Here is a 15,555-nt window from a genome sequence, read left to right as displayed (position 1 = left end):
GCATGCGAGTCGATCGCGCGCGGGAAACGGTCAGCCCTGCTGCTCGTGATAGCGCAGTGTGGTAGAGAGAAGCGTGGCGTCGCCGCGAGCGCGCGCCTCCAGAAGTTCGGCGATGCGCTCAATCATGGCCAGCATCTCCCCGCGCGTTTCGTTCGGGTCGGGTCGGGAGGCACATGATTTATCTGATGGACGCGCGTGACAACATATGCAGACACAATATGCAAAACGAATAAACGTCTGCTTCTCGCCGTGCAATTGAAAAAGGTGGCATCAAGCCGCCTTCATTGGATTGCTGACAGAGCCAGTTAGTGCTTCGTCGTGGTCGTGCCAGGAGTCGCAAGTCTGTCCTGAACGCTTTGCGCCGCATCGGCCAGCAGGTCCGCCGCATCGCGGGGAGTAAGACGACGGTTCGGAATACCCTTGGCGTCGAGCGCCAGAACCGTGAACAGTTCATGATCGCAATTGTTCATGCGCCTGTAGTCCTCGCCGATATGGATCATGACCTCAAGCAGATTCCGCCGGTCGTGTCTTTCCTCAGGCGTTAAAGGATTCCTGAACAATGAAGTCGCAAGCGTAATCAGATGTTGAAGTTGCTGTCCCTGCCGTTCACAAAGATGGAAGGCAGCCAGCGCGAGACGTTCATACTGAAGCGCATCTACGGGCGGAGGGGGGGCGGGAAGAAGGCTGTTGCCTGGTAGCTTTGGTCATACGCGGACCGGGTTATGGTTAAGGATGGCCCGGTCTCACACCTATGAGCGTGGGTGAGCGGGCACATGACAGGGCTGGAAAACCGGTGCAACACCAAACCGGCAGGCCTGAGTCTGCATGTGCTCTTCAGCGGGGCTGCAACGCGATGTCGCGTGGGTACTCGAGCCGATTGCGTCGTCGGCGTAGGGCGGCACGATGCGCCAATCGCCGTCGGTTAGCTCGCGCGATCGGCTGAATGTCCCAGCACCGGTTCACGGTCGTCACTGCGCTCAGCAGCCGAGAGATCCCTCAGAAAACTCGAACTCCACCAGTGCACATCGAACTGGCGGATCCGCCCCATCAATGCTGCGTGACGACCGATCCGTTCTTCGATTGACATCGTCAGCGCACGCTGAATGACCTGCGCTGTCCCGTGCGTATCGTACGGATTCACAAGAAGAGCTTCTTTCAATTGTTCCGCTGCGCCGGCAAATCGGGAGAGAACCAGCACGCCGGGATCGCCTGGGTCCTGCGCGGCGATAAACTCCTTGGCGACCAGGTTCATCCCATCGCGCAGTGGCGTGACAAGCGCGACGCGGCTTGCGCGATATAGTCCCGGTAGCCGCTTACGGGCGACGTTGCGATGAATATAACGAACCGGCATCCAGTCAAGTTCGCCGAAGTCACCGTTTATTGCGCCGCAGAGGCTGTCCATCTCGCGGCGCAGATCGTCATAGGCACCCACGTCTTCCCGGCTCGGGGACGCGATCTGGATGAGTGTTGCACTGTTGCGGTTCTCGGGGTAGTTCGCGAGAAGCTCACGAAACGCGTGCACGCGCTGCGGTAGACCCTTTGAGTAATCCAGCCTGTCGACGCCGAGAAGCAGGCGGCGTCGGGAGTACTCCTGTCGCATACGATCGAACATTTCGACACCCTCCCGGTCCTGCGCGAGAGCGGCGAACTCATCGACGTCGATTCCTATCGGATACGCCCCGACCCGCAACGTGCGATTGAAGGCCCGAAGCTGTGCGCCGGGTAGCGCGTCAGCACCGGCTTCGGACTCTACGTAGTGCGTAAAATGCGTTACATCCGCTTCGCTCTGGAAGCCGGCCAGATCGTAGGCGAATAGTGAACGCATGAGCCATTCGTGCTCTGGAATGGCCGCCATGATGAGAGGCGGTGGCATCGGGACATGCAGAAAGAATCCGATCCGGTTGCCGCACCCCATCGCTCTGAGTTCGGCAGCAAGGGGGATCAGGTGATAGTCATGGACCCAGATGATGTCGTCGGGCCTGAGCAACGGTAGCAGCTTTCGCGCGAACAGCTGGTTGACCCGCCGGTACCCTGCTGCGAATCGTACATCAAAATTCGCCAGGTCCAGCCGGTAGTGGAATACCGGCCATAAGACATCGTTCGCGTATCCCAGATAGTAGCTATCGTGATCCTGCTGGTTCAGGTCAAGCGTCGCCAGTTGTATGTTCCCGATTGTTTGCAGTCTGACGCTGGTCTCGCTGTCAGATTCGGGTGCCGCGTCGCGAATCTTGCCGCTCCAGCCAAACCACATCCCACCTGTCTGTTGCAGACTCTCTTTTACCGCTACAGCGAGACCTCCCGCTGCGGCCTTCCGGAGGTCAGCAGTGCGATTCGAAACAACAACAAGACGGCTCACTCAATCCCCCGGTTGGATACGGCAGCGCAAGGCAAGGGCGTGAGCGTGTTATCAGCAGGTCCGATTTGCCCAGCGCTACCGCTTGTCGCGAGGACAAAACCGCCTTTACCAAGCGTCCGTTCTTTACTACAGTGTGTAAGCAATCGTAACACAGTAGTGTTAGCGCTATTCAAAGCCGCAAAGTTCACTTCACGCTTGGCAAACGGCGAATTACTCGAATCAACCTTCGCAATATCGCCCTGATTGCAGAGCGGGACATCGAGAGAAATTTTGCACTGTATCAATTGTCGTTGCAAACGCTCATCGAGCGGCTGCGGCAACCTCGCATCATGACTTTGCCGCTGGCGGTACGGCGGCAGGTTCTTTTCGATCGCATGGCAACCGCGGGATCGCTTGGAACCGTCCTGGTCGTCGATCGCTCGGGTCGCGTTTTGCTCGACTCGGATGATGCGACGCCTGAACAGGTAAGTGTGGCGAGTCAAAAATATTTCATCGTTCAACGAGACGATCCGCACGCGGGCTTTTATATCAGTGATCCCTATTCTTCCCCATTGCGTTTGGGCACGCCCAGCATAGCCCTGAGCAAGCGGATATCCGAGTCAGACGGATCGTTCGGTGGAATCGTCGTCCTGGTCGTCAGTCTCGACTACTTTCGCGCCTTGCTGCTTCGCTAATCGGGAAGGATGGCGTTACGATCATGCGTCAACCTCTCGGTAATGGGATCCTTGGGAAGGACATCAGCCAGTCCCATACATTTCGGCGATTCATCTCGGCAGAGCGTCGTCCGCCAAGTCACGTAGCCCGCGCGAGTGATCGCTGGATATTTCGGTCTTCATGGAGAGTTACTCCCTTCGCGTTCAGTTTTGCGCTCGCCGACGAAGCCAGCATGACAGCCACTCCGGCGATCTCATCGACGTCGCCGAAGGCCCAGAAGCGCGCCTGGCGCGCCCCGGACTGCGGAGTACTTCATGCGCCCTCAGCTTTTCAGCATCCGTATTACCCAGCTTCTCGACATATGTTTTGGGGCTAGCCGATAGTCACTGCCGAAAAGACCCGTTAATTCCAGGCTCATGCGTGAAAGACACAACCGAATCTCCCTCATCGCGCGCTGACCATGTTTATTTCAGCGTGCGCGAACAGCGCGTTCGCGATGGCCGCGAGACGGTGGCACTCGACGAAGCCTTTCACGAGGCGTTGGTCGTCGCCGCCGGCAACGCCGAGTTGAGCGCCGAATGCGTGGCTTCCGAGCCCCAGAGAAATTGATTAGGCATCGGATCGAAGCAACGCATTCAGATCCCGTCGACGTCGACCGAGCTTTCGTCGTGCGCGAGCAACTGGCTGTCCGGCAGGCGCAAGGGCACGAGGCTGTCAGCGAGTTCAGGCTGATCTGCGTGTTGACCGCCAGCTCCAGTTCGCCATCATGCCTCACACGCGCGCGAATGGACGAACGGGACGAACGGGACGAACGGCCCAGCTGAGCCGCTTACGAGTCAATTGCCCGATCTTCGCGTGCAACATCTTCACATCGACCGGGGGCTCGGCCGATGTCTGGCCCGTCTCGAACACTTCGGCAACACGCTCTTGCAGTTGCTTCTTCCAGTCCGTGATCCGGTTCGGATGCACATCAAACTGCTGGGCCAGCTCGGCCAGCGTCTTGTCGCCCTTGAGCGCCGCGAGTGCCACCTTTGCCTTGAACGCCGGTGAGTGTGTCCGTCGGTTGCGTTTCGTCATCTTCTGGTTCCTTGTTGCCGGCCATGATGACCGACTCACGTCCCGGCTTTTCCACTTACCGACCTGTCCGAATTCTCTCGGCGCCACTTCTGGCGCCGCCATGCGATCAGCAGCAGTAGCTGTGAAGTTCGAAAAGAACTCCATATCCTCGTCCCAACAGGGGCGGATAGGTGTCGTAGTGCTACATGAGCAATCAATCATCGTCATGCACCCGCCAGTGCCAAAGTGACATCTTTTGACACACCTTTCCAACAGATTTGAGGTCGCGATCTCTGTACATTCTCTTCTCGGCGCGCGATCCACTTCGTGCGCCCTCTATGTAAAGGAGGATGCTCATGAAAACTCGAACGTTTGCCATGCTGGTGGGTGGGGCTTTGCTCACATCCATGACTGCTTCCGCATTCGCCGGCGTGGTCGTCGGTGTCGCCGTGCCGGCCCCCGTCGCTGTCGTTCCGGTGACACCTGTCTATGCGCCGCCGACCGTGGTCGTGCAAAACGGTTACGCAGCAGCCGCCGTGCCGGCGGCAGTCGCACCGGTTGTGACGGTTGCGCCAGCGCCCCCACCTCCCATGGCGGTCGTCGTCATGCCGCGTCGCGTCTGGATGCCTGGTCACTGGGTAGGTGGGGTTTGGGTGGCCGGTCACTGGTCGTGAAATCTCTGCGCTGAACCCGTCTCGTGCGATACATCACCCCGGTCCATCAAAGCAGCAAAGCCATGTTGCACATCGCTTCGGCGCCAACGCTGCTCGCCGCGGTCTGCTGGTTGCCGACTTTGTGCTGCTGGGCGTCCTCGGTGCACTTACGGTTGGAGGGTGCATGAGGCTGAATGGACGTGCACCCAAACGATTGTCCCCCGCAGCGATAATTCACCATCGTTTAACAGCTTGGCATAGCAGTGCACAGTGCCGTATGCGGCGCTAATGAACCTGGCGGAGCTCGCGCGACGCTATGGCAACTCGTCCGCCATCCTTTGGGACGCGCTGTACGGCATGACCGCGCAAGTGGATGAGTGCCTTTCCCGGGCAAGGATGCAGAGGACCCACACTGCGATCCCGGGACCGGTCAATCGAATGCAAAAGGCATCTGACTGTTTTATGTATACCTGCGTAGCAGGTCATCGAGAGAGCGAGATGAAAGGAAGCGGTATGTCGGTATGGTGGGGTTCCCTTTTCGCGCGCAACGTATTGCTGTTGATTGTACTGATGCTGACAAGTCAGATCCTGGTCTTTGCCGTCTATCTGAACTTTATCCAGAAGCCAAGAGTTGACGATGGCGCAGCGCTCGTGGCATCGCAGATCCGGATCCTGGACCGGCTGTTGTCAGTCCTGCCGGACGACGAGCGAAACCGGCAACTGCTCGAAATGAACGGAGCGCCCCAAGGTGAACTGCCGCCGCCACAGGCTCGCGACGGGTTGCCTCCCGACTACATGGCGCACCGCTTTTTCGGTCGACTGGCATCGGAACTTGCCCCGGACGAACAGCTTCGCTGGGAGCGCGACGGGCACCGGATCTGGGTGCGTCTCCATGTGCAGGACGTGCGGTACTGGGTGGCGCTGCGTGGAACGTCGGCCATGAGCAGTACGCTGCCTTGGGCGCTGATCGGCCTGTTGTTAAGTGCGGCCACCCTTCCTGCTCTTGGGGCCTATCTGATCCACCTGCCGGTCGAACAGGCGCTGCGCCGGCTGGCGCGCGCTGCCGGCACCATCGAGCGTGGCGTTTGGCCCGAAGCGGTTCCCGTGAGCGGCCCGCGCGAGCTGGCAACAGTAGCGGAGGCGTTCAACCGGATGGCGTCGACGCTCGAAGATCTCGAAGCGACGCGCGCCGAAATGCTTGCGGGCATATCGCATGATATCCGCACGCCGCTGACCAAGCTGCGCATGGCCATCTTCGCGCCGGAGTCATTCGAGGCCCCGGCCGCCAGTGCGGAACGCTTTGTCGAGGAGATCGACACGATCGTCCAGCAGTTTATCGATTTCGCCCGGGGGTGGGATAGCGAACCGGCGACGCACGGCGATCTGAACGCGCTGATCGAACAGCTCGCCGCCGACTATGCAGGTCTCGGTCGCACGTTCGAACTGTCGCTCGCGGAATTGCCACCTGTTGCGTTCCGACCGGTCGGCATGCAGCGCCTGTTGATGAACCTGATGCAGAACGCGGTCGTGTACGGTCAGGTCGGGCTCGCAGTCCGGACTACCGTGGACGCGCGAAGTGTCACGATTGCGGTTGAGGATCGGGGGCCGGGCCTGCCTCAAGAGCTTCTGTCGTTGATCAAGCAACCATTCCGGCGCGGCTCAGAGGCGGATCGAAAGGGCGGGAGCGGCCTCGGCCTCGCGATAGCGGAGCACGTCGCACAGCAGCATGGCGGCACGCTCGATCTCTTCCAGAATGCGCCGTCCGGACTCAAGGCCGTGGTGCAAATTCCCATTCCTTAACGGGCACTTGTCGGCGCGATGACTGCGCCGTCGTCGCGGTGTCGCACGGCCTTCGACTTAATGTGACGCTCGAGCCCCGCCCAAAGGGTCTGGCAGGGCAGCGTGAGCATTTGATGAGATGGCCATTTTTCATGGTTGTGTGATGAAAAACCTTGCAAGATACTTTGCGATACTTAGTATATTCATGGCCGGCGTCGTGGCCGTTGGGTGGTTCCACCAGGCTCACGGTCACCGTCAGACGGCTGTCGCACCAGATCCGATCCCCGTGAGCGCGGTTGCGGCTTCGGTTACCGATGTTGCTGTCTATATCGACTCGCTCGGCACCGTGACACCGACACGTACCGTCACGGTCATCACGCAGGTCAACGGGATACTGCGTTCCGTCGATTTCAGCGAGGGGCAGACGATCAGGAAAGGACAGGTGATTGCACGCATCGATTCGCGGGCGCTCGAAGCGCAGTTGCTGCAGGCACAGGGTACGCTGCGTCATGACCAGGCTGTACTCGCAAACGCGAAACTGGACCTGCAACGTTATCAGCAACTGATCAAAGCGGGCTCGATTACGCAGCAGACGCTCGATACGCAAGTTGCTACCGTCCAGGAGGACGAAGGCACCGTGCTGGCGGACACGGGCAACGTGAACAATCTGCAGGTTCAGGTCGGCTATTGCACCATCGCATCTCCCGTAGATGGCGTGGTGGGCCTGCGCCTCGTCGACCCCGGCAACTACGTGAGCAGCACCAGCACGACCGGTATCGCGGTCATCACGCAGCTGCAGCCGGCGACCGTGATCTACTCGGTGCCGGAAGACTACCTGGGACGGATCCGGCGGGCGATGTCGCACGGGGAGGTTCAGGTGCTGGCCTATGACCGTGACGGCAAATCGTTGCTCGCGAAGGGCTCGCTGCTTGCGGTCGACAACCTCGTCAATACGAGCGCCGGCACGATTAACGTCAAGGCCGTCTTCCCCGATTCCGGCAGCGCGCTGTTCCCGAACGAATTCGTGAATGTCCGGATGCAGGTCGACACGCTGCAGCGGATTCCGGTCGTGCCGACTACGGCAATCCAGCATGGCGCGAACGGCGATTTCGTTTTCGTGATCGGCGGCGCAGGCGCAGTGGCATTGCGCAACGTGAAGACCGGACCGGTAAAAGGCGACGACACGGCGATTCTCGATGGCGGGGTGAAGGAAGGAGAGCGGGTCGCGACCGACGGTGCAGACAGGCTTGATACCGGCTCGCTCGTGAAAGTCGTGGCGCACTGAGCGGAGCCGACGATGAACGCTTCACGAATCTTTATCGAGCGACCCATTGCGACCGCGCTGTTGATGATCGCGTTGTTTCTGGCCGGGGTGCTGGGATACATCCTGCTGCCTGTTTCGGCGCTACCGGAAATCGACTATCCGACGATCCAGGTCTACACGCAGTATCCCGGTGCAAGCCCGGATGTGGTCAGTTCGTCCATCACCTCGCCGCTCGAAAGACAGCTCGGCCAGATGTCGGGGCTGAAGGCGATGAACTCGACGAGTTCGAACGGCACATCGGTGATCACGTTGCAGTTCGATCTGTCGTTCTCGCTCGACGTCGCCGAGCAGGAAGTGCAGGCCGCGATCAATGCGTCCTCGAGCTTTCTGCCGGCTAATCTGCCGTATCCGCCTGTCTACAGCAAGGTCAACCCTGCCGACCCCCCGGTGCTCACGCTGTCGCTGACATCCGACGTGCTGCCGCTGACGAAGATCGAGGACCTGGCCGATACCCGGCTTGCGCAGAAGATCTCGCAGATTTCAGGCGTGGGTCTCGTCACGATCAGCGGCGGTCAGCGGCCGGCCGTGCGGGTGCAGACCGATACCGGCGCGCTCAACGCACTCGGCATGTCGATCGACGAGGTGCGCACCGCGCTCGGCAGTGCCAACGTTGACCAGGCGAAGGGCAGTCTCGACGGAAAATACCAGTCGTATTCGATCGGCGCGAACGACCAGCTGCAATCGGCGGCGGACTATCGCGACCTGATCATCGCGTACCGGCAAGGCGCACCGGTTCGGCTGGCGCAGATCGCCAGGTCGATCGACAGCGCCGAGAATTTGCAACAGGCGGCGTGGACCAACAGCACGCCGTCTATCGTGCTGAACATCCAGCGGCAGCCGGGCGCCAACGTGATCGATGTGGTCGATAGCGTGCAGAAGCTGTTGCCGCAACTGCGGGCGAGCTTGCCCGCATCGGTGAAGGTCGCCGTGCTGACGGATCGCACGAAGACGATCCGCGCGTCGGTTGCCGACGTCGAAACGGAGCTGGCAATCGCCGTGGCGCTCGTCGTGATGGTGATCTTCGTATTCCTGCGCAATGTGCCCGCTACCGTGATTCCCGCAGTCACCGTGCCGCTTTCGCTCGTTGGCACGCTCGCGGTCGCGTACGGGCTCGGCTTTTCGCTGAATAACCTCACGTTGATGTCGCTGACTGTCGCGACAGGCTTTGTCGTCGACGACGCGATCGTAATGATCGAGAACATTACGCGCTACATCGAGGCTGGGGAAACGCCCCTGAGGGCCGCGATCAAGGGTGCGAAGGAGATCGGCTTTACGATCGTCTCGTTGTCCGTGTCGCTGATTGCGGTGATGATCCCGTTGCTGTTCATGGGCGACGTGGTCGGGCGCCTGTTCCGCGAGTTTGCGCTGACGCTGTCGGTCGCGATCGTCCTGTCGGCGTTCGTATCGCTGACGCTTACGCCGATGATGTGCTCGCGCATGTTAAAAGCGCAGCCACACTCGCATCGGGTCGATTTCTTCGACCGGCTCAACAGCAGGTACATACGCGGTCTCGACTGGGTGTTGTCGCATCGGCGCCTGACGATCGCATCGGTGGTGTTGACGGCCACGCTGACGTTCGTCGTGCTGATGCTGATGCCGAAGGGCTTCTTTCCCGAGCAGGACACAGGTCTGATCGAAGGTGTCGTGCAGGCCGCGCCGACCATTTCGTTCCAGCGCATGATCGGCCAACAGCAGCAGGTCGTCGACCGGGTCGCACGCGATCCGGCAGTCGCAAGTCTCTCGTCGTTCGTCGGCATCGACCAGACGAGACCGACGATCAATCAGGGCACCCTGTTGATCAATCTGAAGGACAAGGGCGAGCGAGCGCGCGTCGACGAGGTGATCCGCCGCCTGACCGATGACACCGCAGACCTCGCGGGCGTGCGACTGTTTCTGCATCCGGTGCAGGATCTGACGCTCGACGACACCGTCTCGACGACGAGCTACCGGCTCGGCGTGCAGTCGACCGATCCGGCGCTGCTCACTCGCTGGACTGGCGAGCTGGTTGGCGCGTTGCGCGGCGATCCGGCGTTTGCCGACGTGCAGAGCGAGGCGATGCAGTCAGGCAATCAGGTGCAACTCACGTTCGACCGCGATACCGCGTCGCGCCTTGGCATCACGCCGCAGGCGATCGACGATGTGCTGTACGACGCGTTTGGTCAGCGCCAGGTGTCGACGATCTACACGCAGCTGAACCAGTATCACGTGGTGCTGGTCGCGAGAAACAACGCCGACGACCTTGCGCATCTGCTTTCAGGACTCTATGTCGATACGTCGTCGGGCAGCCTCGCGCCGCTCGCGTCGATGGCGACGATGAAGGTAATGCCCGCGCCGCTGAGGATTGATCGCAAGGGCCAGTTCCCGTATGCGGACGTGTCGTTCAATCTCGCTCCCGGATACAGCCTCGGCACTGCGATCGCCCGTCTTGAGCGGGTCAAGGAACAGATAGGGTTGCCGCAGTCCGTCCAGGTGTCGCTGGAAGGATCGGCCGCGACCTTTCAGTCGTCGCTGGCGAGTGAAGGGTACCTGGTCGCCGCTGCCGTGATCGTGGTCTATCTGATGCTCGGCATCCTGTACGAGAGCTTCATTCATCCGGTCACGATCCTGTCCACGCTCCCTTCGGCGGCGCTTGGCGCACTGCTGGCGCTGCTGATGACCGGAACCCAGTTCGACATCATGGGCCTGATCGGAATCGTGCTGCTGATCGGTATCGTGATGAAAAACGCGATCATGATGATCGACTTGGCGCTGGACGGGCAGCGCAACCACGGCCTGTCCGCACACGCTGCGATCCGTCGTGCGGCTGAACAGCGCTTCCGTCCCATCCTGATGACGACGATGGCGTCGCTGTTCGGCGCGCTGCCGCTCGCGTTCGGCTCCGGCATGGGCTCCGAGTTGAGGCATCCACTTGGCATCGCGATTATCGGCGGCCTGTGCGTCAGCCAGTTGCTGACCTTGTTCTCGACGCCGGTGATCTATCTGGCGATGCATCGTCTGGAAAGACGCTTTGCCGCGGACGAGCCGATCGTAACGGAGTATGTGCAATGAACCTGTCTGGCCCATTCGTCAGGCGGCCCATCGCGACGACCTTGCTGGCGGTCGCCCTTGCGTTGTTCGGTATTCTGGCATTCAGGCTGCTGCCGGTTGCGCCGCTGCCCGAAATCGACTTTCCTACGATCCTGGTGCAGGGGCAACTGCCCGGCGCCGATCCGACGACGGTGGCCACCTCGGTCACGACGCCGCTCGAGCGGCAGTTCGGCCATATTGCGGGCCTGGCCCAGATGACGTCGGTCAGCTCGCGCGGGCAAACGCAGATCACGTTGCAGTTCGACCTGAGCAGGAATATCGACGGCGCGGCACGCGACGTGCAGGCCGCGATCAACGCGGCGAAAACCAACCTGTCGCCCAACATGGACGGCAGCCCGACGTATCGCAAGGTCAATCCCGCGGATTCGCCCATCCTCGTGATCAGTCTGACCTCCGACACGGCCACGCCAGCCCAGCTTTACGACGCGGCGTCGACGGTGCTGCAACAGAAGCTGATGCAGACAACCGGCGTGGGCAACGTGGTGGTGGGCGGCGCCGCGCTGCCGGCGGTGCGGGTCGAACTGAATCCAGATCGGGTGAGCCACTACGGCATCAGTCTGGAGCAGATCCGCAGCACGATCGGGAATGCGAATGTCGATTTGCCCAAGGGATCGATGTCGGCGAGCGGGCAGAACTATTCGATCGGCGCGAACGACATGCTGTATTCGCCCGCCGACTACGGACGGCTGATCGTCAGGCAGAACAACGGCAACATCGTGCGTGTGTCGGACCTCGGCTATGTACGTCAGGATGTCGAGCAGCTTGAGAACTACGGCCTGTCGAACGGCAAGCCGGCCGTGTTGCTGGTCCTCTATAAGGAACCGGGCGCGAACGTGATCGACGCAGTCGACAACGTGAAGGCCGAACTGCCGGCGCTCGAGGCGGCGATCCCGTCGTCCATCAAGCTGGCGATTTCGGTTGACCGTACGAAGACGATCCGTGGCTCGCTGCTCGACGTCGAAATGACGCTGCTTGTATCCATCGTGCTCGTGACGGCCGTCACGTTCGCGTTCTTCCGCAGCTGGCGCGCGACGCTCATTCCGGCGATCGTCGTACCGCTGTCGCTGCTGGGTACGTTCGGGGTCATGTACGTCCTTGGCTACAGCTTGAACAACCTCTCGCTGATGGCCTTGACCATTTCGACCGGTTTCGTGGTCGACGATGCAATCGTCGTCGTCGAAAACATCATGCGGCATCTGGCGCGCGGCAAGAAGCCCATCGAGGCGGCACTCGCAGGGGCGCAGGAAGTGGGCTTCACGGTGTTTTCGATCAGCGTTTCGCTGATCGCGGTATTCGTCCCGCTGCTGTTCATGGGCGGCCTGATGGGCCGGCTGCTGCGTGAATTCTCGGTGTCGCTTTCCGTTGCGATCGTGATGTCGATGCTGATTTCGCTCACGGTCACGCCGATGCTGACGAGCATTTTCCTGCGCCCAGGACCGCAAGCCGGGAACGGCGACGAGCATCACGAGAGCGGATTTTCTCGCCTGTACGGCACGTCGTTGCGCTGGGTCATCCGGCATCCGCTATTGATGGGTGGCGTGACGGTGCTGGTGTTCGTGCTGAACCTCTGGCTGTTCACCGTGGTTCCGAAAGGCTTCTTCCCGGAGGAAGACACGGGGCTGCTGCTTGGCACGCTGCAGGCGTCGCAAAGCATCTCCTGGCACGAGATGCAGCATCAGTTCCAGATGGTCGACAAGGCGGTGCAGGAGAATCCGAACGTCGCGTTCGTGGGTGGCTTCGTGGGGGGAGCGAACGCGCTCGACAACGCACTGCTGTTCGTCACGCTCAAGCCCCTGGGTGAGCGTCGCGCGACGGCCGATCAGGTGATCGCTCAGGTGCGCCGACGGCTTGCCGATATGCCGGGGACACAGCTCTATCTGCAGTCGTTGCAGGACCTCGCGGCCGGTGGCCGACAGAGCGCCGCGCAGTACCAGTACACGCTGACCGCGGACGACCAGGCGACACTCGATCAATGGGTGCCGAAGTTAGTCGCACAGATGCACAAGATGCCGGCGCTGGCCGACATCAACACCGACCAGCAGGACAAGAGCATGCAGGTCGGCATCGACGTCGATCGCGACTGCGCCGCGCGAATGGGCGTGAGCTTCAAAGATATCGACGAGGCGCTTTATGACGCGTTCGGCGAACGGCAGGTCTCGGCCATCTACGGGAGCGCGAATCAATATCACGTCGTGATGGAGGTGGCACCCGAGTACTGGACAAGTCCTTCGGTACTGAAGGACATCCATGTTCCGGCGAGCCCGGCGCTCGCCACGAGCGGCGCGTCGACGACCGCCGCCGGGGGGGCAACCGGCGCAAGCGCCGCTACGCCGTCGGCCGCGGCCCAGGCGAACGGTTCAGCGCTGGTGTCGCTCGCCGCGATGGCCCGGTTCTCGACCGACCCCAGCGCCATTTCGATCAATCACCAGGCTACGTTCCCCGCCATTACCGTATCGTTCAACCTGCGCCCCGGTGCATCGATCGGACCCGTGACGCAGCAGATCAGTCAGGCCGTCGCTGCGCTCAGAATGCCGGCGAGTATCTCCGGCGCGTTCGCCGGCACGGCAGCAGCGTTTCGTGAGTCGATGGCGAGCGAGCCGCTGCTGATCCTCGCCGCGCTGTTGTCGGTGTACGTCGTGCTCGGCATGCTGTACGAGAATCTGGTTCATCCTTTGACGATTCTCTCGACGCTGCCTTCTGCGGGCGTCGGCGCTTTGATCGCGCTGCTGCTCACTCACACGGAGCTGTCGATCATCGCGTTGATCGGCGTGCTGATGCTGATCGGCATCGTGAAGAAGAACGCGATCATGATGATCGACTTCGCGATTGCCGAAGGGCGTCAGCATGCACTGCCGCCGGAGGAGGCGATCGTGCGCGCGGGCCTGATCCGCTTCCGTCCGATCATGATGACGACGGTCGCCGCAATTTTCGGCGCGCTGCCGCTCGTGCTGGGGTCAGGCTACGGATCCGAATTCCGCAAGCCGCTCGGTATCTCGATCATCGGCGGTCTGGTGTTCAGCCAGGTCATCACGCTCTATACCACCCCTGTCATCTATCTCTGGCTCGATCGGGCGTCGCGGCGGTTGCGGCGCCGAAGGAAACACGCATGAAATCGCCCATCGGATACCTGTCGGCCGTGTCGGTCGGCATGCGCTGCTGCGCCTGTGCGCTCGGCGCCGCGCTTTGGCTTTCGGGCTGCGCGGTCGGCCCGGACTATCACCAGCCGGCCGTAGCGATTCCAACGCAGTTCAAGGAAGCGGGCACACAGTGGCGACTTGCGACGCCCAATCCGCAGGCTTCGCTCTCAACCCGGTGGTGGGACGCGTACGACGATCCCGAACTGTCCCGGCTCGTCGACGCAGCGCTGCAGTCGAATCAGTCGATTGCAGGCGCGGCGGCCGCCTATCGGCTCGCGCAGGCCACCGTCGCTGCAGACCGGGCGAGCCTGTTTCCGACGCTCGGTGTCGACGCGTCGGCCTCGCACAGCTCGAGCACGACGGCGGAATACGCGAAGGCCTACGCGAGTTGGGAAGTCGATCTGTGGGGCGCCGTGCGCCGGCAGATCGAGTCAGGCAAGGCGAACGCGCAGAGCGCGGATGCGACGCTTGCCGGCGAGCGCTTGTCGATTGCCGCGACGCTGGCGACCGACTATTTCGACATCCGCCAGCTCGATATCGACATCGACCTGTTGCGGCAGCAGGAGGCGGTCAACGGGCGGATTCTCGCGATCACGCGCGCAGCGCTGGCACAGGGGACCGCGTCGCAAGTCGATCTGCTGTATGCGCAGGACACGCAGGAGGCGGTTGTCGCGAACCTGCAAATTTCACAGACCTCGCGCGAGCAGGACGAGCACGCAATCGCGGCGCTCACGGGTGTGCCGCCGGCTTCGTTGTCGATTGCACCGCGGCTCGACTATGTGTTTCGCGAGCCCGAGGTGCCATCCGTGCTGCCGTCTGCGTTGCTGGAAAGACGGCCTGACGTGGTCAGCGCGGAACGCACCGCTGCTGCTGCGAACGCGCTTATTGGGGTAGAGAAGGCCGCATTCTTTCCCGACCTCGATCTGCGGGCACAGGGTCTCGTGCAACACAACACCTTCGCGACGCTGTTCTCATTGCCGACCCGGATGTGGTCGCTCGGTCCCTCACTTGCCGCCACGCTGTTTGACGGTGGTGCCCGCGTGGCCGCCGTGCACAAGGCGCAGGCGACCTATGACGAAGACGTCGCATCTTACCGCGAAGCCGTGCTCACGGCGTTCCAGAACGTGGAAGACAGCCTGTCGTCGCTGAACCATCTGCGCCAGCAGGAGCACGCGTTTGCCGACATTTACCAGCGCAACCGGCAGTTGCTGGAGAGCGTCGCCGCGCAACTGACGGCCGGAACCGCGAGCGAGCAGTCCGATTTGACTCAGCAAGTGACGCTACTGACGGCCAGACAGAACCTGAACGACACGCAGGGGGTACTGGCGAAAAGCGACGTTGGGCTGGTGAAGAACCTCGGCGGCGGCTGGATGTCGTCGAAGAGTTAGGCTCGATCCCATGATGGCGGGCGCGCCGTTGTGACGTCGTCTGCCGATCTGCGCGGTCCAGAGTCCGGTAGCGCCCACGGCCGTTTTTCAAAGTCCGCGTCTCGAACTGCGTGCAAGGCCC

10 protein-coding genes and 1 pseudogene are annotated in these 15,555 nt (G+C 61.5%); 8 read left to right on the top strand and 3 right to left on the bottom strand.

Annotation, left to right across the window (positions count from 1 at the left end):
- Positions 1 to 305: 305 nt before the first annotated feature.
- Positions 306 to 500, bottom strand: a complete 195-nt coding sequence (locus F6X37_RS04305; protein ID WP_187610435.1) for a hypothetical protein — start codon at positions 498 to 500, stop codon at positions 306 to 308.
- 422 nt (positions 501 to 922) lie between these two features.
- Positions 923 to 2,356, bottom strand: coding sequence for an alpha,alpha-trehalose-phosphate synthase (UDP-forming) (gene otsA, locus F6X37_RS04300; RefSeq protein WP_187610434.1), 1,434 nt, complete (start codon positions 2,354 to 2,356; stop codon positions 923 to 925).
- Positions 2,357 to 2,646: 290 nt separating this feature from the next.
- Here otsA and F6X37_RS04295 point away from each other — a divergent pair, with 290 nt between their 5' ends.
- On the top strand, positions 2,647 to 3,030 hold the full coding sequence (locus tag F6X37_RS04295) for a hypothetical protein (RefSeq protein WP_143037150.1): 384 nt from the start codon (positions 2,647 to 2,649) through the stop codon (positions 3,028 to 3,030).
- A gap of 400 nt (positions 3,031 to 3,430) precedes the next feature.
- Positions 3,431 to 3,619 (top strand): hypothetical protein, encoded by a 189-nt coding sequence (locus F6X37_RS37575; RefSeq protein WP_316251937.1) that lies wholly within the window; start codon positions 3,431 to 3,433, stop codon positions 3,617 to 3,619.
- Positions 3,620 to 3,844: 225 nt separating this feature from the next.
- Here the strand turns inward: F6X37_RS37575 and F6X37_RS04285 are convergent.
- Positions 3,845 to 4,087 (bottom strand): annotated as a pseudogene (locus F6X37_RS04285) (transposase); the annotation flags it as partial.
- Positions 4,088 to 4,422: 335 nt separating this feature from the next.
- Here F6X37_RS04285 and F6X37_RS36665 point away from each other — a divergent pair.
- From F6X37_RS36665 to F6X37_RS04255, 6 genes are all read left to right on the top strand, one after another.
- A complete protein-coding gene (locus F6X37_RS36665) occupies positions 4,423 to 4,740 on the top strand; it encodes a hypothetical protein (protein ID WP_262419794.1) in 318 nt (105 codons plus the stop codon).
- 267 nt (positions 4,741 to 5,007) lie between these two features.
- On the top strand, positions 5,008 to 6,519 hold the full coding sequence (locus F6X37_RS04275) for an ATP-binding protein (protein WP_262419793.1): 1,512 nt from the start codon (positions 5,008 to 5,010) through the stop codon (positions 6,517 to 6,519).
- Between the two features lie 265 nt (positions 6,520 to 6,784).
- A complete protein-coding gene (locus tag F6X37_RS04270; protein WP_187610433.1) occupies positions 6,785 to 7,783 on the top strand; it encodes an efflux RND transporter periplasmic adaptor subunit in 999 nt (332 codons plus the stop codon).
- A 12-nt stretch (positions 7,784 to 7,795) separates the two neighbouring features.
- Positions 7,796 to 10,870, top strand: coding sequence for an efflux RND transporter permease subunit (locus F6X37_RS04265; protein ID WP_187610432.1), 3,075 nt, complete (start codon positions 7,796 to 7,798; stop codon positions 10,868 to 10,870).
- Positions 10,867 to 14,019 (top strand): efflux RND transporter permease subunit, encoded by a 3,153-nt coding sequence (locus tag F6X37_RS04260; protein WP_187610431.1) that lies wholly within the window; start codon positions 10,867 to 10,869, stop codon positions 14,017 to 14,019. The genes F6X37_RS04265 and F6X37_RS04260 overlap by 4 nt, the downstream gene beginning before the upstream one ends.
- The gene (locus F6X37_RS04255) at positions 14,016 to 15,434 is read left to right on the top strand and encodes an efflux transporter outer membrane subunit (protein ID WP_187610430.1); all 1,419 of its coding nucleotides are present in this window, start codon (positions 14,016 to 14,018) and stop codon (positions 15,432 to 15,434) included. Before F6X37_RS04260 ends, F6X37_RS04255 begins: the two co-directional genes overlap by 4 nt.
- Positions 15,435 to 15,555: the final 121 nt, after the last annotated feature.

Origin of the sequence: Paraburkholderia sp. 31.1 (genome assembly GCF_014397645.1) — a bacterium.
GTDB lineage: Bacteria > Pseudomonadota > Gammaproteobacteria > Burkholderiales > Burkholderiaceae > Paraburkholderia > Paraburkholderia tuberum.
The sequence above is the reverse complement of the archived record's forward strand: the minus strand, read 5'-3'. Positions and strand labels throughout refer to the sequence as shown.